This window comes from Desulfovibrio sp., assembly GCF_018379785.1.
Taxonomy (GTDB): domain Bacteria; phylum Desulfobacterota; class Desulfovibrionia; order Desulfovibrionales; family Desulfovibrionaceae; genus Desulfovibrio.
On sequence record NZ_JAGZUV010000003.1, the window covers coordinates 57,283 to 77,837 of the forward strand.

17 protein-coding genes, 1 tRNA gene and 2 pseudogenes are annotated in these 20,555 nt (G+C 54.0%); 11 read left to right on the top strand and 9 right to left on the bottom strand.

Annotated features, from left to right (window positions below; genetic code table 11):
• Positions 1-35: 35 nt before the first annotated feature.
• The gene (locus KH208_RS01235) at positions 36-1,376 is read right to left on the bottom strand and encodes a UDP-glucose/GDP-mannose dehydrogenase family protein (RefSeq protein ID WP_291433116.1); all 1,341 of its coding nucleotides are present in this window, start codon (positions 1,374-1,376) and stop codon (positions 36-38) included.
• Positions 1,377-1,526: 150 nt separating this feature from the next.
• On the opposite strand from KH208_RS01235, the gene KH208_RS01240 reads away from it, so the two are divergent.
• The 5 genes from KH208_RS01240 (at position 1,527) to KH208_RS01260 (ending at position 6,569) form a co-directional block, all read left to right on the top strand.
• Positions 1,527-1,898 (top strand): holo-[acyl-carrier-protein] synthase, encoded by a 372-nt coding sequence (locus KH208_RS01240; RefSeq protein ID WP_291433117.1) that lies wholly within the window; start codon positions 1,527-1,529, stop codon positions 1,896-1,898.
• Positions 1,898-3,538, top strand: coding sequence for an NAD(P)H-hydrate dehydratase (locus KH208_RS01245; protein WP_291433118.1), 1,641 nt, complete (start codon positions 1,898-1,900; stop codon positions 3,536-3,538). The genes KH208_RS01240 and KH208_RS01245 overlap by 1 nt, the downstream gene beginning before the upstream one ends.
• On the top strand, positions 3,526-4,008 hold the full coding sequence (gene tsaE, locus KH208_RS01250; protein WP_291433119.1) for a tRNA (adenosine(37)-N6)-threonylcarbamoyltransferase complex ATPase subunit type 1 TsaE: 483 nt from the start codon (positions 3,526-3,528) through the stop codon (positions 4,006-4,008). Before KH208_RS01245 ends, tsaE begins: the two co-directional genes overlap by 13 nt.
• Before the next feature lie 57 nt (positions 4,009-4,065).
• Entirely contained in the window at positions 4,066-5,289 is a 1,224-nt protein-coding gene (locus tag KH208_RS01255) for an aspartate kinase (protein ID WP_291433120.1), read from the top strand.
• A gap of 83 nt (positions 5,290-5,372) precedes the next feature.
• On the top strand, positions 5,373-6,569 hold the full coding sequence (locus KH208_RS01260; RefSeq protein WP_291433121.1) for an HD-GYP domain-containing protein: 1,197 nt from the start codon (positions 5,373-5,375) through the stop codon (positions 6,567-6,569).
• Between the two features lie 99 nt (positions 6,570-6,668).
• Here the strand turns inward: KH208_RS01260 and tnpA are convergent.
• Positions 6,669-7,114: pseudogene (gene tnpA / locus KH208_RS01265) on the bottom strand (IS200/IS605 family transposase).
• A 142-nt stretch (positions 7,115-7,256) separates the two neighbouring features.
• On the opposite strand from tnpA, the pseudogene KH208_RS01270 reads away from it, so the two are divergent.
• The 5 genes and pseudogenes from KH208_RS01270 to KH208_RS01285 all read left to right on the top strand — a co-directional run.
• Positions 7,257-7,651 (top strand): annotated as a pseudogene (locus KH208_RS01270) (IS5 family transposase); the annotation flags it as partial.
• A gap of 492 nt (positions 7,652-8,143) precedes the next feature.
• A complete protein-coding gene (locus KH208_RS15495; protein WP_367114931.1) occupies positions 8,144-8,383 on the top strand; it encodes a helix-turn-helix domain-containing protein in 240 nt (79 codons plus the stop codon).
• Between the two features lie 113 nt (positions 8,384-8,496).
• Positions 8,497-8,715 (top strand): hypothetical protein, encoded by a 219-nt coding sequence (locus KH208_RS01275; RefSeq protein ID WP_291433122.1) that lies wholly within the window; start codon positions 8,497-8,499, stop codon positions 8,713-8,715.
• Complete coding sequence (locus tag KH208_RS01280) at positions 8,716-10,104, top strand: hypothetical protein (protein WP_291433123.1); 1,389 nt, start codon at positions 8,716-8,718, stop codon at positions 10,102-10,104.
• A 26-nt stretch (positions 10,105-10,130) separates the two neighbouring features.
• Positions 10,131-12,809 carry a hypothetical protein gene (locus tag KH208_RS01285; RefSeq protein WP_291433125.1) on the top strand — a complete coding sequence of 893 codons (2,679 nt, stop codon included), beginning with the start codon at positions 10,131-10,133 and terminating at the stop codon, positions 12,807-12,809.
• A gap of 117 nt (positions 12,810-12,926) precedes the next feature.
• Here the strand turns inward: KH208_RS01285 and KH208_RS01290 are convergent, their stop codons facing one another.
• Positions 12,927-13,589, bottom strand: coding sequence for an HAD-IA family hydrolase (locus KH208_RS01290; protein ID WP_291433127.1), 663 nt, complete (start codon positions 13,587-13,589; stop codon positions 12,927-12,929).
• A 214-nt stretch (positions 13,590-13,803) separates the two neighbouring features.
• Here KH208_RS01290 and KH208_RS01295 point away from each other — a divergent pair, with 214 nt between their 5' ends.
• Complete coding sequence (locus tag KH208_RS01295; RefSeq protein ID WP_291433129.1) at positions 13,804-14,982, top strand: hypothetical protein; 1,179 nt, start codon at positions 13,804-13,806, stop codon at positions 14,980-14,982.
• An 82-nt stretch (positions 14,983-15,064) separates the two neighbouring features.
• Here KH208_RS01295 and KH208_RS01300 read toward each other — a convergent pair whose 3' ends face one another.
• From KH208_RS01300 to KH208_RS01325, 6 genes are all read right to left on the bottom strand, one after another.
• On the bottom strand, positions 15,065-16,765 hold the full coding sequence (locus tag KH208_RS01300; protein ID WP_291433131.1) for a methyl-accepting chemotaxis protein: 1,701 nt from the start codon (positions 16,763-16,765) through the stop codon (positions 15,065-15,067).
• Positions 16,766-17,623: 858 nt separating this feature from the next.
• On the bottom strand, positions 17,624-18,655 hold the full coding sequence (locus KH208_RS01305) for a polysaccharide deacetylase family protein (protein WP_291433132.1): 1,032 nt from the start codon (positions 18,653-18,655) through the stop codon (positions 17,624-17,626).
• Between the two features lie 86 nt (positions 18,656-18,741).
• Positions 18,742-18,818 (bottom strand) — tRNA-Arg (locus KH208_RS01310).
• A gap of 122 nt (positions 18,819-18,940) precedes the next feature.
• The gene (locus KH208_RS01315) at positions 18,941-19,465 is read right to left on the bottom strand and encodes a hypothetical protein (RefSeq protein ID WP_291433133.1); all 525 of its coding nucleotides are present in this window, start codon (positions 19,463-19,465) and stop codon (positions 18,941-18,943) included.
• Between the two features lie 165 nt (positions 19,466-19,630).
• Positions 19,631-20,089, bottom strand: a complete 459-nt coding sequence (locus KH208_RS01320) for a PTS sugar transporter subunit IIB (protein ID WP_291433134.1) — start codon at positions 20,087-20,089, stop codon at positions 19,631-19,633.
• A 3-nt stretch (positions 20,090-20,092) separates the two neighbouring features.
• Positions 20,093-20,536 (bottom strand): PTS sugar transporter subunit IIA, encoded by a 444-nt coding sequence (locus tag KH208_RS01325; RefSeq protein ID WP_291433136.1) that lies wholly within the window; start codon positions 20,534-20,536, stop codon positions 20,093-20,095.
• Between the last annotated feature and the right edge of the window lie 19 nt (positions 20,537-20,555).

Below are 20,555 nucleotides of genomic sequence, written 5' to 3' on the forward strand. Positions count from 1 at the left end.
ACAGCCCCGGCCGCTCGCGCTCTGATCGAATAAGGCTATACAGCCGCCGCGGGGCGGCCGATGCAGAAATAGGCAAAGCCGCGCTCGGCCATGGCCGAGGGGGAATAGAGGTTACGCCCGTCAAACAGCAGAGGCGCGGTCAGCAAGGATTTGACGCGGTCAAAATCGGGATTGCGGAACTGGTTCCACTCCGTCACCACCAGAAGAGCCTGGGCACCCCGGCAAACGCCGTATTGGTCGTCCAGAATCTCCACCAGGGCATTATCCTTGAAAATACGACGCGCGTTGTCTGCGGCTACGGGATCAAAAGCGCGAATTTTCATGCCTGCGCCGGTCAGTGCGTTCACAATGCTGATGGAGGCCGCCTCGCGCATATCATCGGTATTGGCCTTGAAAGCCAGTCCCCAGAGCGCCAGGGTTTTGCCTTTGACGCCGCCCTGGGGCGCGAAATAGTCCTGAATGCGTTCAGCCATATGTTTTTTCTGCCGGGCGTTGACCGCTTCCACGGCATTGAGCAGCATGGGCTCCACCCCGGCGCTTTCAGCCGTCTGAATCAGGGCCTTGACGTCTTTGGGAAAGCAGGAGCCGCCGTAGCCCACGCCCGGATAGATGAACTGGTAGCCGATGCGCGAGTCAGAGCCGATGCCCGTGCGCACATCGCGCACGTCGGCTCCCACCTTTTCGCAGATCGTGGCGATTTCATTGATAAAAGAAATCTTGGTCGCCAGCATGCAGTTGGCGGCGTATTTGGTCATTTCCGCGCTGCGTACGCGCATTACGATGAGCTTTTCGCGGGTACGGGCAAAGGGAGCGTACAATTCACGCATAATGGAAGCCGCCCGTTCGGAATCCGTGCCCAGAACTACGCGGTCCGGTTTCATGAAGTCCGAAATGGCATCGCCTTCCTTGAGAAATTCCGGGTTGGACACCACATCCACCCGCAGATCCAGGCCGCGCGATGCCAGTTCTTTCTCGATAATGCCGCGCACCGTGTCGGCGGTGCCCACGGGCACGGTGGATTTATCCACCACCACCAGTTCCTTTTGCATATGACGGCCGATTTCAGCGGCCACCTGGCGCACGTAACTCAGATCGCAGGAGCCGTCCGGCTGCGGCGGCGTGCCAACGCAGATAAAGGCGCAGTCCGCGTCGGCAATACCCTGTTCAAGCCTGGTGGTGAAGGACAACCGGCCGTCGGCGCGGCTGCGCTGTACCATGGGCTCAAGGCCGGGTTCAAAAATATGCACGGAACCGGCATTGAGTTTTTCCACCACGGCGGGGTTCACGTCCACGCAGGTCACGGTATTGCCCATTTCCGCAAAGCAGGCGGCGCTGACCAGCCCCACATAGCCTGTACCGACAATGCACAATTTCATGGTATGCTGTTCTCCCTGTGTTCTCCGGCCTTGCGCCACGCTTGACGTCCCGGCCTCGAACGGGTCAGAATAGTGTTCTTGAATATGTTAGTATATGTTAAATTTTTTCAGCGAGCAACCGCCGGGTAAACAGACTGCCGGGGAAGAGTCATGATCATCGGACTGGGCATCGACATTGCCGAAATGGCCCGCCTCGCCAGGGTGTACGACAAATTCGGACGCCGCTTTCTGGAAAAAATCCTTACTCCGGCGGAACTGGCCGCCCTGCCCGCCCAGGCCCTGCCCTACATCGCCGGACGCTTTGCAGCCAAGGAAGCCGCGGTCAAGGCGCTGGGCACGGGCTTCAGTCAGGGCATCGGCCCCCGGCAGATTGAAACGGGGCGCACCGCGCTCGGAGAGCCCCAACTCCGTTTCCTGGATCAGGCCCTTGAGCGGGCCCAAAGTCTGGGCGTCCGGCACTGTCGTCTCTCCATCAGTCATGAACGCAGCGTGGCGGTAGCCGTCGTCATTCTGGAGGCATAATGCGCAGTCTTCGCGAATTTCTGAACGCTCTGCCCCCCCTGCCGCTGCCCGAGGAAATGCGGACCTGGGACGCGGCGGCCATACGGCTGGGCCTGCCGGAAGTCATGTTGATGGAAAATGCGGCCCGGGCGGCCTTTGACGTGCTGCGCGCTCATTGCCCGAAACTTGCCGGGCAGACGGTCTGGCTGTTCATGGGCAGCGGCAACAACGGCGGCGACGCCGCCTGCCTGGCCCGCCATCTGCTGGATGCCGGAGCGCGGCCACTGGTACTGCATGCCAAGGCCTTGGGGGCTTACAAGGGCGTTACTGCCAAACACGTACGCATAGCCAGGGCTGCCGGGGTGCCGTTCTCCCCGCTGGGCCGCCACGATTGGCACGACCGGCATGAGGCTCCGGCCATCCTGGTGGACGGCCTGCTGGGCACCGGCTTCAGCGGTGAGTTGAGGCCCGCTCTGCGGGACGTTATTGAACGCATTAACCGGCTTGCGACCTCCCGCTTTGTGCTGGCCCTGGATATTCCCTCCGGGCTTAACGGCGCGAGCGGACACCCTTCGCCCGTGGCAGTGCGGGCCACAGCCACGATCAGCTTCGCGGCGGCCAAGCCCGGCCTGGTTCTGCCCTGGGCGCGTCCCTGGACCGGCCGCCTGCACGTCCGCGCCATCGGCATCCCGGCTGTGGTACGCGCCACAAGCCCCTGCAGCGCATATCTCCTGGACGGGCATTGCCTGAACGCCCTGCCCACGCTGCCGGAAAACAGCTATAAAAACAGTTTCGGCCATGTGCTGGTGCTGGGCGGCGCGCCGGGACTCAGCGGCGCGGCTCACCTGGCCGCGCGGGGTGCCTTACGCGCGGGCGCCGGTCTGGTGACGGCGGCGGCCCCTGCCGCATCGCTGCCGGAGATTAAAAGCGGCTGGCCGGAAATCATGACTCTGGCTTTGACCGAATCCGGCGGCCGACAATGGCCCGGCACTCTGCCCGAAGATCTCAGGGAACTTTGCGCGCGTTGCGCGGCCCTGGTTGTGGGCCCAGGCATGGGGCGCGGCGAGGATGCCGCCCGCTTCCTGGCCGCCCTGCTGGATATGCCCCGGCGTCCGCCCGCGGTTTTCGACGCCGATGCGCTGATGCTGCTGGGCCGCCGCCCGGATTTGCTGGGACGAATGACAAGCCGTGACATCCTGACGCCGCATCCCGGCGAGGCAGCCGCCCTGCTGGCGTGCGACACGACCGTTGTCCAGGCCGACAGGCCGACCGCTCTGGCCGCCCTCCGCGCCTGTTGCGCGGGAGTCATGGTTCTGAAGGGCGCGGGCACTCTTGTCGGCCAGGCTGACGCGCCGCTGCTGATCAGCCCCTACGATGTGCCCCAGTTGGCTGTGGGCGGCTCGGGCGACGTGCTGGCGGGCTGTTTGGGCGGATTGCTGGCACTTGGAGCCGCCGTGACCCGGCCCAGCCTGTGCACAGCAGGCCTGGGCGTGGCCTTGCATGCTCTGGCGGGCCGGATATGTGCAGCATCCTGGCCGGAACGCGGCAACAGGGCCTCTGAACTCGCCGACGCACTGCCTCGGGTACGGGAGCGTTTCGCGCACGGCAATCCGGATCAGGCGGAGCGAGAGGGACAGGAGGTGCTGCCGTGGCCGGAATAAGACTGAACAATCTTGAAGAGACGCGCCGCCTGGGCCGCTGGCTGGCTGATCATCTGCCGGGCTCCGGCGTACGGGCGCTGCTGCTGCGCGGTCCGCTGGGCAGCGGCAAAACCACCCTTACCAGCGCGCTGGTCCAGGCGTTGCCCGGCGGCGACAAAGCGGAAACAGCCAGCCCTTCCTTCACCCTCTGCAATCACTATCCCACCACGCCGCCGGTGCTGCACTGTGATCTGTACCGCAGCGTCGGCGGCCTGCCCGATGAAATTCTGGAGGGCCTGGAAGATCCCGCCGTCCTGACCGTGGTGGAATGGGCCGAATATCTTTCTCCGGCGGATCTGCCTGAAGAAATTCTGGACATCTCCCTGAAGGCATGCGAAAAAAATCGTCTGTTGACGCTGCAAGCCCACGGTTCCAGCGCTGCGAAGCTTTTGTGCGACCTGTGCGCGCACTGGCCGGAGGGCGACGGATGAGTCCCGATGCGCAGGACGGCTGCACACTGTAAAAAATCGTGGACAATGGATACAGGCATGAAAATTCTCGTACAGAAATTCGGCGGCACTTCCGTGGCGACTCTGGAGTGCATGAAACAGGTGCGTGAAAAGGTGCTGGGCGGTCTCAAGCGCGGCAATAAGGTTGTCGCCGTGCTTTCGGCCCGATCCGGGGATACCAACAGACTGCTGGCTCTGGCCGATGAGTGGTCGCCCGCGCCGGACAAGGCGGAATGCGACGTTCTGGTTTCCACCGGCGAGCAGGTTTCCATCAGTCTTTTCACCATGCTGCTCAAAGATGCCGGAATCCGTGCCCGCTCGCTGCTGGGCGGCCAGATTCCCGTCACCACGGACGACGATTTCGGCCGTGCACGCATTCTCGCCATTGACAGCAAGACGCTGCGCGATTACCTCGACCAGTATGACGTGCTGGTGGTGGCCGGTTTCCAGGGCTGCACCGAGGACGGGCGCATCACCACCCTCGGCCGCGGCGGCTCGGATACCTCGGCCGTGGCTCTGGCCGCCTCTCTGGATTCGGCGGAATGCGAAATCTATACAGATGTGGACGGCGTTTACACCACGGACCCCAACATCTGCTCCACAGCTCGCAAAATGGACCGCGTGGCTTATGAGGAAATGCTGGAAATGGCCAGCATGGGGGCCAAGGTTCTGCATATCCGTTCCGTGGAATTTGCCAAGAAATACAAAGTTCCTGTGCGCGTGCGTTCCACATTCAGTGATGATCCCGGCACTCTTGTCACCCAGGAGGACTCCAGCATGGAAGCTGTGCTTGTTTCCGGCATTGCCTACGACAAAGACCAGGCCCGCGTGACTCTGCGCGATCTTCCCGACGTGCCGGGAATGGCTGCGGCGGTATTCGGTCCGCTCTCTGAAAAGGGCGTTCTGGTGGATATGATCGTCCAGAATACAAGCCAGGACGGCCATACCGACATGACCTTCACCATCTCCCGCAAGGATCTGCCGCAGACCCTGGAACTGATGACCGAAGTGGCCCGGAAGACCGGAGCCTCTGAAGTGCTGCATGACGTGAGCGTGGCCAAGGTTTCGGCCATCGGCGTGGGCATGCGCAATCATTCCGGTGTGGCGGCGCGGGCTTTCGCGGCTCTGACCCAGGAAGGCATCAATATCCTGATGATCAGTACCTCGGAAATCAAGATCACCATCCTGATTCAGGAAAAGTACGTGGAACTGGCCGTGCGGATTCTACACGACACCTTCGGGTTGGACTGGGACATCGGCTAGCTGTTGTTCCTATTACATTAGAACAGCCAACGGGCTGATAACTATCTGAGTAATGTCCACACTCAGAAAAGTCTGTTTTTTCAATGCCCCCTATTAAAATAGCTGTCGCAGATCTTCAGCCCGGCATGTACGTCGTTGATACGGGCATATCATGGCTCAAAGCGCCCATGTTATACGCCGAGGAAGGGCTGATAGCATCTGAAGAAAAAATAGCTGAGATTATCGGTCAGGGATACACTGAGGCTTATTACGACCCGGAGCAGTCGCACGTCCGCCCCAAGCAGGAAATGTCCCTCGACGGCGCGGGGGACGCGCCCCGGAAAGACGAAGCGCGCGTGCCCCTGGCTGAAGAGCTGGTACAGGCGCGAACAGTATACGCCGAGTCTTTCAGGCATGTGAAAAAATTCATGCAATCCATTCAGAGCGGCCCTGTGGATATTGTTACTTCAGAGCCCTATGTGGAAAGCATCATCAGCAGCCTCAGCCGTAATGCGGATGCCCTGATTTCTCTATCCAAACTAAAGACGTATGATGAATATACCTATGTTCACTGCGTCAATGTGACCATATTTGCAGTAGCCTTTGCCCGTTATCTCGGATTTGACGACTCAAAGCTGCACTTGGTGGGCATGGCCGGTCTGTTTCATGACATCGGTAAAGAATTGATCCCTCCCGAGATTCTCAACGCACCGCGTCGGCTGACGGATGCGGAGTTCGCGATCATGCGCTCTCATGCCTTGCTCGGCTATGGGGAATTAAAAAAGGTAGAGGGCATTGCCCCTGAAATCCTCGCTGGCGTCGTCCAACACCACGAAAAACACAACGGCACCGGTTATCCCCGGCAGCTTGTGGGCAGACAAATCAGCACATATGCGCACATTCTTTCCGTAGCCGACTGTTACGACGCGCTTTCGGCCAGAAGAGTCTATAAGGACCCTCTGCCTCCCAGCAAAGCTCTGGGGATTATGTACGGCATGCGGGGAGAGGCCTGGAAACCGGATTTTGTGGAAAACTTCATTAAAATGCTGGGCACTTATCCTGTGGGCACACTTGTGGAGCTTTCCACAGGGTACCGGGGCGTCGTTTCCCGGTCCAATCACAATTTTCCGGCGCGGCCTTGTGTCATTGTCGCCCAAAGTCCGGAATGGCAACCTCTCGTACCGCGCACAATCGATCTGGCGACGCAGCGTAATGTCAGCATCACGCGCACGCTTAAGAATGATGAAGCGGCGGGCATCGATGTCCTGGCGCTGCTCGGCGAATCAAAACCACTCGCATAGCGGGTGGTTTGCTCCAGCCCTATAAGGGTTTGTTACCGGCCAGCGTCTAAAGGCGCCGGCTTTCACTTTGTTCAAGCCCAGAGCCCTTGTCGCTTTGGCTTACCCCTGGAAGGGGTTTTGGTATTCGCGGATACTCACCCGATCTTGCAGAATGTCATGCTTCTCTTGCTGCTGAATGTATTTTTTGATCGTTGCCTCATTGAGTCCAACCGTACTGACGAAATATTCTTCCGCCCAGAATTTCCTATTGCCCAATTATACTTCAGGGTTGCATGCCTATCAAAAATCGATGAGCTTTTCCCTTTCAGGTATCCCATGAAACTTGATACACTGATTTTGGGAGGGATACTCACCAGCATATGATCCTGCATGAGATGCCCCTCGATAATTTCAACACCTTTATATTTGCATAAGTGCTTAAGAATTTCTCCGATACTTTCTCGAATGTTGGCAAATATTATTTTCCGCCTGTATTTTGGAGAAAAGACAATGTGATACTTGCACAACCATTTTGTATGGGCTAAACTTCGGATTCGAGTTCTCATATAAAAACACCTTTCTCTTAAAAATTACGATAGGCTTGAACAACTCTATCGTATGGGAAAGGTGTTTTTTGTATAACAAATTTTTTCCATCCGCATAGCGGGTGGGTTTTTGTTTCGCTCGCCCTATAACTCGCTCAACTAAGGCCCTTTATACTCAAAACTCCATGCCGTTTGCAATGCCTCCGGCCAGCCTATAGCGCTCCATCTGACCGGCGGCCAGGTGAGTGATTACAAAGGTGCCGCTGCCTGCCCGACTCCTCGCCCCAAACCAGGGAACTGTTGGCGGATCGGGGCTATGATGCTGACTGGTTTCGCAAGGCCTTGCTCAGCAAAGGGATCGCTCCATGCATTCCGGGCAGGCGTAGCCGGAAAGAGTCAGTCTTGTATGATAAAGAGCTTTATAAGCAACGACACAAGATAGAAATCATGTTCAGTAGACTCAAAAACTGGCGCAGAATTGTCACGCGCTATGATTGGTGTGCCCACTCCTTCTTGTCCGCCATTTGCATCACAGCCATTGTCATTTTTTACCTTTGATGAGTCCTGAACATAAATAAAATTTAATTAATATATACTCAAAAGTAGATCAAAATAATCGCTCTTGCTGTCTCCAATTTATCCACATCAATTAAATGCATATACATTACACATATATTATATTTTCTATAATTTAAATTATTTTTATGATTTGATAAAAGTATTTTATTTGAAAAAAATTATATTGTTTCATATCAAAATTTGAAATTCTAATTAACATTACCTGAATAATAAATTTGTCATCAATCTCTATAAAATCATTATTAAAATATTTATTATCAGCAATTCGCTCAACAAATTTCAATTTTGCGATGATTGATTCAGATTTTTACATTGCCATAAAATAATTTCAGTTGCCTCTATCGAATTTTTTGAGCTAAAATAATAATAGATAATCCGATAATTTTTTCCACTCCGGGTAGGGTTACATTTGTAACTCTAGTTACGATTGTGACACTCATATTGGCAAGAGAATTTTGATATACTTTGAAAATGAGAGATGAGGTGGACATATACCGAGAAATTTCGAAGATATTGGAGCAGAAACGCGTTAACTTGGGTATGTCAAAAAGGCAATTGGGAAAGTTGGCAGGGATCACTCCGGTGTATTTGCGTGAGGTGTTGAGAGGGGAGCGAAAACCATCCGTGATTATTTTAATTTCCCTCTGCTCTGCCCTCAACTTCAAACCATCAGACCTCTTCCTCCACTTGGAATCCAAAAATAAAATATAGTTTAATTCTTATTCCTTCTTATAAGGAATATATCATGCGCGTTTAAAACCCGCATATATTCTTTTTATTGAGCCAGATATGACGTCATAAAACATTAATTAAGGGTATAATTCATGAAAATAACAAGACGCACACGCGATATTTTTGAATTATTAGTTATTTTAGAGTTTGTTTGGCTGTGTATGCCGGATGCCGCCTGGGCTGGTTATCTTGATCCGGGCTCTGGCAGCGTTCTTGTGCAGGGTATCCTCTCTGTTATTGCTGTTTTGGGGCGCATCAAAACCAAGATTTTAAATTTTTTCAGGTTGGGCCGGAAAACCAAGGGGCTTTAAATGTTTAAAATTTCCGGCTCATTCCGTGATCCCTGTGGGTATGTATACAATGATGCCGGCAGGATTATCCGTACTGTCAATTCCACATATCGTGAGCACTGGGAGTGGGCCGTCAATTCTGGTTTGTTCACATCGCTAACAGAGCGGCATCTTTTGCCAAAATTCGATGAAATTGCTCCACAGGCAGGAGCATGGAAGACGCTGGAAGTAGAAAAAATACCATGGATATCATACCCTTATGAATGGTCATTTTATCAATTGCGCGACGCGGCCAGTTTGACTCTAGAATTGCAAACTGAAGCCTTAAAGCACTCTCTGTCCTTGAAAGATGCGTCTGCCTATAATGTTCAGTTCATCGGCTCGCAGCCCATTTTTATCGACCTGCTTTCTTTCGAAAAACGAACTCCAAACGCTCCTTGGGCCGGATATCGCCAATTTTGTATGCAATTTCTGGCTCCCTTGGCTATGGCTTCTTATGAGCCCCGGCTCGGCAGGATGCCAGCCGGCTGGATTGGCGGTATCCCATTGAATCTGGCTTGGAAACTGTTGCCATGGAAATCATTCTTTTGCGCCGGGTTACAAATGCATATTCACATGCATGGATGGGCGGAGCAAAAATACGGTGACACCCGCAAAGCTGCCCCAAAAGTGCGCCAAGTGAAAATAAACGACAAGGCCCTGCTCGAACTGGTCGGATCATTACGCCGGACAGTGGACTCTCTGCGGGGCCCCTCCATACCGGGTGACTGGACCGATTATTATTCTAATACCAATTACAGCGATAAAGCCAGTGCGGCAAAGCTACAAATTGTTGAGTTAGCGGTCAAGCAAACCGGAGGAGGCTTGCTGGGCCACGATCTCGGCGCGAACACCGGTCGTTTTAGCGCAGTTATGGCACCGTATTTCGAACAGGTGGTCGCCTCGGATATCGACGCCCCGGCAGTAGGGCGTCATTATCTGTGGTTGCAACAAAGCGGCAATACAGCAATAAGCAAAAAAATCCTGCCTCTTGTGCTCGATTTGTCCAATCCGTCACCCGGCATCGGTTGGGCTAATTCCGAACGTATGCCATGGGCGGCAAGGGGAGAGGCCGATTTCGTCTGCGCTCTTGCTCTGACTCATCACCTTTACTTTACCGAAGGCATTCCGTGGGAACGGCAAGCCTCTTTTTTTGCCGCGTTGTTACGCACGGGTGGAAGTCTGCTGTTGGAATTCATACCGCATGAAGACAGCCAAGTGCAGCGTATGCTGGCGGCGAGAGACGATCTTTTTGCCGATTACGAGTTGGGAAGCCTGTGTACGAGTTTTGGGGCATACTTTCAGAAAGTACAGAGCTGGTCATTACCTGATTCATGCCGCAAACTGATATTATTCCGAAAAGTTAATTAAAAAAACGTACGAGCAGGATAAGGATGATGCTTGAATATATGGAAAGCCCCTTTCTGACAATGCTGCTAACAGCTCTGGTACCGACATTTGCGTTTTCCATGCTCAATCTGCGCCATTTCAACGTGACTCAGATACTGAACGCTTTGGCCGTGGCAGGAGTAGCTGGAGGGATATTGTTCTTCCTCGTTCAAGCAGCCGGGTCTCTCGTCGGCTTCACTCTGCCACCGCTGGCTTGGTGCCTGCTCGGATTGTTGAATTTCTATTTCTGGGGTGAAAGATATTTCTCCGAGACTCTCCCGGAGTCAAAACGTACCAGGCTTTCCATTTTGACCGGTATGGTCTTGACCATGGCGGTTGCCAGTCATTTTATCTCCCTGGCCGTATTCAACGCCGTGCTTCTAGTGGTGACCCTGGCCGGAATTTTTGACGGGCTTCGTGAGTGCAAGCGTCCCAAAGAAGGGGCATTACGCCGTGTAGATGGTAAGACAATATATCAACAAACAATTCATCGAGGAGTCAAGCTGACACATAAACCCAATATATATCTTCTTTTTTTAGAATCATATCATTCAAAAAAAGGTATGCAGCGTCTTTATAAAATTGACGATACAAAAACTGATGAGCTCTTTAAGAAGCATGGGTTTACCCTCTATGACAATGTATTCTGCAATGTTCCATGCACTCTTCCTTCCCTTTCAACGCTTTTGACTGGAAATTTTCTATCAAAACCAGAGCAGGGAAATATAGTATTGGATACATTGCGTGAAAATGGTTATCAGGCTGAATTTTTCGACTCCGGCGCTTATATTTTCGGGCAGTTGGCGAAAAAGGACGAATACACGACATATGAATATCCGCCCAAGGTGGTTTTGCTATACTCCCTGCTGGGCCCGCTTTTTGCGCAGTCGCATTTTCTACGCAAGTTTGTCGGTGGAATTGATCTTTTTGACACGGGTGGAAATTTTTCCAAGATGTACGCTTCATTGAGCAAACGGCTGCAACTTAATATTGACGCGCCACGCATTTTTTGTACTCGCTTCGGCGCGGTGCATAAAGACGGAAGCATTCCCGTGTGGGAGCCTGACGGAAGCGCTTTCGCCATAACCTACAGGCAGGCGGTGGCCAGGGCTCAGCAAGAACTCCGTAAGGTGGTGGAACTTATTACGGATCACGATCCAGACAGCTTGATTATCGCCCTCGGTGATCACGGCGGGATGCGGCATTTTCACATCTGGAACGGAAAGGAGACGGCGGAAGAGGCAATAAAAAGCCGTAACGTCAGCCTGGATGAAGTGGCGCTGGATATCTTTGATGTGCGTTTGGCCATTCGCTGGCCGGTACCGCATAAAACCAGCGGGGCGGTTATGTCGCCTATTAACCTGTTTCGCTATGTGTTTGAGGCGTTGGGAGGAGGTTCTGATCTCCTGCTCGACTTAGCCCCGAACATCTCCACTGTCGGCGAGCAATTAGTGTTTGTTCAAGATGGGAAACCACTGGAACAGATTTTGCCGTTCAGCAGCTTCGGCTCCATTAACGGCCCATGTAAACGGATAGTGGAAAAAACAGCCAGTACTGAGGATTATCTTACACTTGGCCAATATTTCCAGTATCGTGATCCGACAAAGGCAATAAAAATTTTGAAGGATGGACACAGGCACTACCCGCATAACCCGGATATCTGCATGGAGCTGGGCAAACTGTTGGGTGCACGGGGAGATAAGACCGGCTTGGTTTACCTTGACATAAGCATGAAGCAAGGTCAGCCTTCAATTATTTTACTTGTTGAATATCTTGAATACTTATGGAAATTTGGAAAATTTTCCAAAGGAATTGAAATATTCAAAACGTATTCTGAGTTGGAAAATTTGTGCAGTGCCTCCAAGGCAATGATTAAAATTTACTACGCTTCTGGAATGTACGCGGAAGCGGAAATATGTGCCCTAAAAGTAGTGCGAAGCGCCAAGCTGCCTGTGCTTGCCTTTTGGATACCTTTTATAGAGTCCGCACTGTATTTTTTGGAGCGCGGAGAATACCAAAAATGTATTGAGGCTTGCGCAACGGGCCTTGCGGCTCCGAAAAGAATGCATAATTATTTGAAGCTGGTATTTGTTTTGAAAGGATTAGCACACATTAATATAGGTGAATACCAAGAGGCAAAGAAAATATTTGAGTATGTATGCCAAAACTATGATGACCCAGGAGCCTGGAGTTTGATTATGCTGGCTCGGATGCAAGAGATAATTGAAAATGCTGCAAAATCTGTTCATACGTTGTTTACAGCGGCAAAATCATACGAAAAATATAGTGATTCTTTGCTTTATCATGCCTGCATGATTATGCAGCGTAATAAAATCAACAATCCTGACATGATCCATTTACGTATTATCTGCCTGAAAACACATAAAATTTATTGCAGTATTTTGGAAAAAGAAAATATTTTTACGTCAAAAAACAACCAGATGCTGAGGGATTATTTATACAACGGCATGCTAACCGGATCTTCGCCTTTGCGATGGTTTAATCCTCAAGTTTATAGTATATTAAACGAATCCGTCTGGAATTTAGGGATCGATCCACTAATCCATTTTGTCGATAATTACACAAGAGAGTTTTCTTTACGTCATCATGTGTCGCATTTCTATAGACACAAGACAAAGACAGCGTTGAAATTCAATGAGTTCTTGAAATACATGGAAGAATTTTAGACTAACTACTGCCATGAATAACATATAAAATAGTCCATCCCTGACGTTCGACTATAATAAAAAAGTATCCCGCTGTTTATAATACAACGGGATGCTTTTCTATGTAGCTCTCTTCTCTCAGACTTCCGGAGCATCAGCCTGCAGCAAATTTCCCAGGTCGTCCACACTGGCGCATAGATAATCCGCGCGGGCTTCCGTCAGTTCTCCGCGTGGGCCGTATCCGTATAAAACGCCCGCGCAGGCCATGCCTACGTTATGCGCGCCGCGTACGTCGTATTTGCGATCTCCGACCATCAGGCAGGGTTTCATGTCCTCAATGCCCAACTGCGTACAGGCATAGCGCAGGACTTCCGTTTTGCTGTTGCGCGCCCCGTGCAGTTCGGCCCCGGCCACAAAGGAGAAAAAGCTCTCGATCCGAAAATACTCCAGAACCCGCCTGGCAAAGGGCTCCGGTTTTGAGGTGGCGACGCAGAGCCGACGGCCCTGAGCCTGAAGCCCGTGCAACAGGTCCGCAATGCCTCCATAAAGGCTGTTTTCAAAAATGCCCTTGGCGCTGTAGTATTCGCGGTATTTTTGGATAGCCATATCCACGCGCGCCGTGTCATTGTCGAAAAAAGGCGCAAAGGAATCGCGCAGCGGAGGTCCGATGAAGGGAATCAGTTGTTCCGGCGGCACATGAATATGAAAAAAATTCAAAGCATGTTCCACGGAACGGATGATGCCTGGCTTGGAATCCGTCAGCGTGCCGTCGAGATCAAAAAAAATATGTGTATACGTCATGGAAAGCCTTGTTATGGATACAAGATAAAAAAACAGCGTTGCTGTACTGTTGTAGAGTAGGCATCCAAGGCGTCGCCGTCAATATGATCGCCTTGGGCGTAATGCCCCCACCGCGTGGACAAAGCCTTGCCCCGAGGCTATCTTCGCAAAAAAGCCGAACTGCAAATGCTGAGTGGCAATATCGTTCACTTGCGGCCCTGAGGCAGGAGGAAATATGGATCGACGCGCCTTTTTATGGATGGCCTTGGCCACCCTGGCGGGCACAGGTTGTGTATCCCGCACGCAATCCGGCTTCGGCACGGCAGAGCCCGGCCTGCCGCCCACGGATGCCGGTGTGGCGTATAGTCCCGGTTCCTCCTCCGAAGCCAAGGCGATTTTTAAGGAATTCACGAGCACGACCTGGGGTGCGCCCTCCCCCCAGCATGCGGAAGATGCGGAGGAAAGCCGTTGGCTGAGCAATGCCGCCGCGGAAGTGCCCGGAGACAGCGACGCCCAATCATCCGCCGCGCCGGAAACGGGCACAGCATCTGCCTACGACGCTCAAACGGACAGACCGGCGGCCAAGCCTGCTGAAAAAACTGCCCCTTCCGCCCCCAAACAGTCTGATGGACGGGCGGGCGCGGCTTCCGGCCGTAAAACGAGCACAAAAAAAGAGAACAAAACCGCCGTTCCTCCTGCCGCTTTACGCGCCCGTGCGGGCGACGTCCGCAGAGCGGTGAATGGCGTCATCGCGATCCGCCCTGGTGAAGTGCTGCAATTTGAGGCTCAGGGCTACTGCCTTGATCCGGATCGTCCAGCCCCTTCCGAAGGCGAACCCATGCGTTTTGTGCCCATGGCCGGCCTGATCAACTTCCGTTTGCGCCGCCTCTTTTATAAAGTGCTGCACATGGCAGGCAGGCAGCATGCGGGTTATGCCGCCGATTTCCAGAATGTGGTCTGGGCCATCCGTACGGCGGACGCCAAACAGAATTCCTGGGGCGACGAATTGGGCAGCTCTGAAAAGCGCCTGCTCAATACGGCCATGCCCGGCGGTGCGGCTCTGCTGCAGCAGGTGCGCCGCACGGCCACCGGCAGGCCCGAAGGCGGGCGGGGGCTTACGCCGCTGGTGCCGGGTGTGAATTTTTCAGCCGACAGCCGGGTGCATCTGGAGCGGCTTTTCCGCCAGACGCCTCCCGGAGCCATACCGCACAGCGATGCTCAATTTTCCATGCTTTCGGCCGAGGTCGCCGGGCGGGCGGAAAATCTCGGAAGACTGCGCGTGCGCTGGCAAATAGCCAACAGCTCAAATAAAAACTTTGCCTTTGATGCCGCCCAGTGGGCTCTGGACCCACAACGCAAGGTACAGCGCGAAGCCCTTCCCCCACCATCCCAAGGTCTGGTGATCAAAGCCTGAGTCTGAGTCATAATACGTAACAAGCCTCGGAAACGAGGCTTGTTACGTATTATGACCGCGCGGATTCAACGCTCTGCATTTGTTACGAAATTGGAAGACAGGCCGCCGCATTCTTCTTGAGTTGCTCCGTACTGAGCGCCAGGGGCTGAATCCATTGCAGGCCGCAATACTGGTCATCCTTCCAGACGAGCGTGGCCTGCTCGTGCAAATGCCAAGGGGACTGTTCCACTACGATCTCCACCTGTTCGTCCTGTTTTGCCCGCAACGGATCCAGATACTGCACGCAAATGCCGGTAGTGCTGATGTTGACCACAAAAAGCCGCACCTTCCGTCCCTGGTATTGGATATGGCCTTCCGTGGGGCTTTCCAGTGAAATGCGCTCGGCCCGGCGCTTGTCGTCGCGCATGGAGTCAATAATGCGCCTGAGCTGCTGGGAGAGTTCACCCAGTTCCGTCACCTGCTGGGTGCTTTCCGCCATATTGGCGGCGGATTCCTGTGCGCTGGAACTCAGGCTCTGCATCCGCTCCCTGATGCTGCCGGTAATGGAACTCTGCGTTTCAGCGGCGGACGCGATGGAGTGGATTTCAACAGCCGTTTTACGGGCCATGTCCAGAATGCGGTTGAGAATCGCTCCGAACTGACTGATAAATTCCTTTGATTCCGTGGAAAGCTCCACAGCCTGACTGGTGGACCGCGAACTTGTCTGCGTGCTGGACTGGATGGCTTTGACCGCCTGGGCCACCTCTCCGGTGGCCTGCATGGTCTTTTCCGCCAGCTTGCGCACTTCGTCGGCCACCACCGCAAAACCCCGGCCGGCTTCTCCGGCCCGCGCCGCCTCAATGGCCGCGTTCAAGGCCAGCAGATTGGTCTGGTCCGCAATATCCTCAATGAGTGTGATCACATGGCTGACATTGGTGGAATGCTCATTCAGCTTGCCCATATTGCCCGCCAGAGCATGGATCTGCTCCGTGAGCCGCCCGACGCCCTCAATGGCTTGCTCGACCATGGCCGCGCCGCGCCCAGCTTCCTCCTCCGAAGCCTGCGCATTGCGCGTGGCATCCGCGGCACGTTCGGCGATATGCGTCATGGTCGCGTTCATGTCCTCGACCTCGCCGGAGGTCTGCCTGGAGGCTTCGTCCTGCTCGCGGGCGATGCCGGAGGTGGTGGCAAGTTGGGCAATGACCGTGTCGAAGACCTGAGACTGACGCTGGGCAATTGCCTGTGCCTCGCTGGCGGATTCCGCGATGGTGTCGTGCAACGAGGCAATACGCTGACGGTTGCTGTATTCCTCGGTAATATCAAAAACCATGTCGATATAGCCGACATGCTCTCCCGCGCGGTTATTCAGCGGGACCACCATGGCTTTGAGCGTACCCATGCCCGGCTGCTGGAAAACCACATCCTTGATGCCGCGCAAATAGCATTCCAAGGCACAGTGCTCGGTTTGGCAGACAACCGCCCCCCAGGTGGAGCACTGTTTGCCCAGCAAATCCCCGCACAGCATGCCGAACTGCTTTTCCGCCGCCGTGTTGACAAAGGTGAAATTTCGCTCTTTATCCAGCGTCGCCAGAGGATTGGGCAGTGAATTGAGAATATCCCTGTACTGCGACGACTGATCCAGCACGATATCCAGAGCCTGATTCAGGGCTTCGGCCATATCGCCCAACTCGCTACCGGCCCTCTCCTGCCAGCGGACTTCAAAATTTCCGGAGGCCAGCTTCCGGGCAAAGGCTTTACCGCGCTGGATGGGCCTGTCGATATCCATGCCCACCCAAAATCCCATAAGCAACACACAGACGCAAAATACGGCGGCCCAAACCCAGAGTCCTAACCCATTGTCAGCGTGGGACGTGGACTGTCCCGGCATTTGCTGCAAGCCGGATGTGGCTATGCAGACTAATGTGATGATGAACGCAATGCAAACCGCATTACAAGCCAGCAGCTTGTAATAAACCCGCAATGACCTCCACATGATGTTTTACCTCTGTTGGATGCGCATTAAAGGACACCTGAGAAATATGCCGTATATTTCCCAGACATGGACAGCAAAAAAACCTCCTCATTCTGAGCACAGCCACACACTGTTTGACAACGACAGCGCATAACCGCACAGTTATACTATTGGGTATAGAGAAAACGGATCGTTGGTCGATCCAGTGCAAAAACACTTTTTTCTTCTCCGTCTGCGTCACCAACCGCTAACTCATGGTGGTCAAGCCAAACGAGGCAATCCCAACTATCCCGCTGGCCCCAAATTATATCCTACGCTCAAAGAATAGTTTTTTACTAAGATTATGCTTATGAAAAACTTTTCCAATCCTATCGGCAGCAAAAACAATCCCTATAGGCTAACGCCTTTCAATAAAGACAGATAGCCGGAAAAAATTGTCACACTTGCGTTCAATCTATATTTTTTGAACTATTTTAGCAAATTAGGAATATTAAAAATTTGAATATAAATATAGATTATTATACGTTTCAGATGATTCCCCCAGGATTGGATCTATGCGATCCGTGAAGGAAAAGGTCAAAGAAGATAAAAAAGTTTTGAGAAAAAACGGAGACAACGCTCCCATGGGATAGCACAAACCGCACCGGAACCGGTGTTCAGAGAACAACTGAGAATCCGGTGATGGGGCGGCTACTCCGCCTTTCCTTTTGTGGACGCCCTCCGGCCTGTGCCGTCCACGCCAAAGCGGATATCCAGAGCTTTGTTGTCGCCGGGCTTGTTAAAGTAACCATCTCGCGTGCGCAAAGGCTGACCCATGGTCAACAGTTTTCCCACTGTCACAAAATGATATCCTCTGTCGCGTAATTCACGCACCACGCCTGACAGCAAGGCAGCCGTGCCCTTGGGCACGCGATTGGCATGAAAAAGAAGAATGGACCCGGGACGCACCCGGCGCGCCACCTCCGCAGCCAGTTCAGGGCGACTGTTGTCGTCCATGGCCTCCGCCACCACATCCCATTGGATGACCCGCAGCCCCAGATGGGCCAGCAGCGCCAGGGATTGATCCGTACAACGTCCATACGGCAGGCGAAACAAATTCGGTACAGCGGCTATGTCCGGCAAGGATGCGCCGTTTTCCGCAGCACTCCGGAGGATTCCCTCGCGCAGAATTTCATATTCCGCCTGCGTCCAGAGAACTTGATCGCGCATGCTTTGCGGATCCATGATCCCGAAATTGCCGTGCGACCAGGCATGGTTGCCGATTTCGAACAGGGGGTCGGCCATGAGCTGCTTAGCGCGCTCCGCATGGCTGCGCATCCACTTGCCGCCTATGAACAGCGTCGCCGGGATATGTTCGCGCCGCAGAAAATTGATGGTGTCCACGTCGTAGCCTGTGGTAGTCGTTGCCAGTTCGCAGAGATCAAATGTCAGCGCCACGGCCTTCGTGCCCTCAGGCAGCAGCACTCGCCGGATGGTCCCGTCTTCCTGAGGCGGCAGGGGCTGCAACTGCACATGCGGCAGACGCCGTTCCGGTGGGGCGCCGTTGTTGGGCAGGGCACGCCGCAGATCGGCTGGCGTGCCCTGCCGGAGGCGTTCAGAGATGTGCGCATCCCCCATGGAGGCTGGCTCATCGGTCCGGCTCCAGGCCGCCAGAGGCGACAAACAACAGGCCATAATGACGCAGAAGATAAAGAAACAAAGCCGGATTCCGGCATTCACCATCAGAGTGTTCCCTTTTCCAAAGTTTGAGTATGCCGGTCACATAAAAAACAGGCAGCCGCAAAAATGCAACTGCCTGCGTCCCTGACTGGTGCGCCCGGCAGGAATCGAACCTGCGGCCTACAGCTTAGGAGGCTATCGCTCTATCCAACTGAGCTACGAGCGCGTCGCCCACTTGTAGGGGCTCTTTCCACGCATGTCAAGGACAGGGCTTACCGGAGGCTCCGTCCTGTCCATCCATATCGTATAAAACAGGTTGTGCGGCCAGGAGAACGGCATCCCGAGCCCTCAGAGCAGGCCCTTCTGTCCGGCCCAGATCAGCAGAGCCAAGGTTCCCAGGCTGCAGGCCAACACCATGTACGCGCGCCTGGTCCGCAGGGAAAGCACCGCGCCCATTAAGGCCGCCGCGTACAACATGGGCCAGCTCAGTACCGACAGTTGCGGCAGGGCCTGGCGCGCGTACAGCACGGCGAGCAGGCAGAATAACAGGCCGTAGCACACGGCATACAGCAGGAACTGCCAGAAGGCCCGGAGCAAAACAACATGCAGAACCGCTCTGCCGGGCGCAAGGGCAAAGCAGTCACCGGCACACCAGGCTTCTACCCTGTCCACCAGATAGTTTTCATGGATGCGCAGGCTGCGCTCCATAAAACTACCCAGATAGGCGGCCAAAATGACCAGTATCAGCGGCAGCAAAAGTGGCCCCGGCCGGTTCAGGCCGAAATGCGAGGCCAGAGGAAAAAGCAGCAGAAAGCTCAAGCTGCCGAAGGGGGGCACTACGCTGCCCAATTCCAGAACATCCAGCCAGAGCAATTCAAGAATAATGCCGAGAGAGAGCGCCAGAGCCCAATCGGAGGTGTAAAAGCCCGTAATCAGCGCGAGGCATACGGGCCTGTCCAGCAGGCCGATGATACATGAGGAACGAGCCGCCCCCGCCAGGACAAAAAAAAAGCGTACGGAAGCCCCGTATATATCAGCTCAGAAAAGTTGATCATAAGAGCCTCGCACGTTTTCAGTGGGTACGCAACGGAAGTCCAGCTGCACAAGATGCTGCTGAATAATGCGCAAATCTTCCCTGTCCTGTGTTGAAAGCGCCACATGGGGCAGTAATTGCAGTTTATCCGGACCGTAGTGCAGATTGCCCATATTGAGTACCGGCATTTCAATGCCCTCGTCACAGGCCCTGCGGGCATCCTGACAGTTGGCGAAAAGCACGAAGCTGTCGTCTCCGCAGATATCCAGAGTGGCAGCCAGTTCGCGCACCGGGATAAAATGGGTGACTACGCGCTGGGGCACGGCCAGCTCCACAATCTGCTGGCGTAATAGATCCGTAGCCAGTTCGTCATTGGCCACTATCAGATGTTTAGCGCCGGTATACGGCAGCCAAGCCTCGATCACCTGTCCGTGTACCAGGCGGTTGTCCACGCGAAACCACATGAATCAGTCGCCCGTTTTGTCACGGGCCTTGTTCCGCAACATGTTGCCGGCCACCACAATGCCTTTGGCCCCGGCTTCACCGGCGATGCGGGCCAGTTCATCCAGCTTTTTGTCGCGGGACGTGAACACTTTTAGAAGCATGGGCAGGTTGACGCCGGTCACCACTTCCACCTTATGGCTGCCCAACAAGGAAAGCGCCAGATTGGTGGGGGTACCGCCGAACATATCCGTAAGAATAATGACGCCCGCGCCTTTATCCAGGCGTTGGGCCGCGTCGTCCAAACGGCGTACTGTTTCGGAAACTTCATGCGCCACGTCAACACTGATGGAACTGCAGTCGCTCAACGGTCCCAAAATAAATTCAGCCGTGCGCAGCATGGCAGAACCGTAGTCCGCATGGGAGACCACAATAATCCCGACTTGCGTCGTTTTGCTTTCATCCGTCATGGCATTCCTCACGGTTCAC

Bases quoted from the DNA above. Each gene is read 5' to 3' on its own strand.
- KH208_RS01235 (WP_291433116.1), bottom strand. From the start codon at position 1,376: ATGAAATTGTGCATTGTCGGTACAGGCTATGTGGGGCTGGTCAGCGCC.
- KH208_RS01240 (WP_291433117.1), top strand. From the start codon at position 1,527: ATGATCATCGGACTGGGCATCGACATTGCCGAAATGGCCCGCCTCGCC.
- KH208_RS01245 (WP_291433118.1), top strand. From the start codon at position 1,898: ATGCGCAGTCTTCGCGAATTTCTGAACGCTCTGCCCCCCCTGCCGCTG.
- KH208_RS01255 (WP_291433120.1), top strand. From the start codon at position 4,066: ATGAAAATTCTCGTACAGAAATTCGGCGGCACTTCCGTGGCGACTCTG.
- KH208_RS01260 (WP_291433121.1), top strand. From the start codon at position 5,373: ATGCCCCCTATTAAAATAGCTGTCGCAGATCTTCAGCCCGGCATGTAC.
- KH208_RS15495 (WP_367114931.1), top strand. From the start codon at position 8,144: ATGAGAGATGAGGTGGACATATACCGAGAAATTTCGAAGATATTGGAG.
- KH208_RS01275 (WP_291433122.1), top strand. From the start codon at position 8,497: ATGAAAATAACAAGACGCACACGCGATATTTTTGAATTATTAGTTATT.
- KH208_RS01280 (WP_291433123.1), top strand. From the start codon at position 8,716: ATGTTTAAAATTTCCGGCTCATTCCGTGATCCCTGTGGGTATGTATAC.
- KH208_RS01285 (WP_291433125.1), top strand. From the start codon at position 10,131: ATGCTTGAATATATGGAAAGCCCCTTTCTGACAATGCTGCTAACAGCT.
- KH208_RS01290 (WP_291433127.1), bottom strand. From the start codon at position 13,589: ATGACGTATACACATATTTTTTTTGATCTCGACGGCACGCTGACGGAT.
- KH208_RS01295 (WP_291433129.1), top strand. From the start codon at position 13,804: ATGGATCGACGCGCCTTTTTATGGATGGCCTTGGCCACCCTGGCGGGC.
- KH208_RS01300 (WP_291433131.1), bottom strand. From the start codon at position 16,765: ATGGGATTTTGGGTGGGCATGGATATCGACAGGCCCATCCAGCGCGGT.
- KH208_RS01305 (WP_291433132.1), bottom strand. From the start codon at position 18,655: ATGGTGAATGCCGGAATCCGGCTTTGTTTCTTTATCTTCTGCGTCATT.
- KH208_RS01320 (WP_291433134.1), bottom strand. From the start codon at position 20,089: ATGTGGTTTCGCGTGGACAACCGCCTGGTACACGGACAGGTGATCGAG.
- KH208_RS01325 (WP_291433136.1), bottom strand. From the start codon at position 20,536: ATGACGGATGAAAGCAAAACGACGCAAGTCGGGATTATTGTGGTCTCC.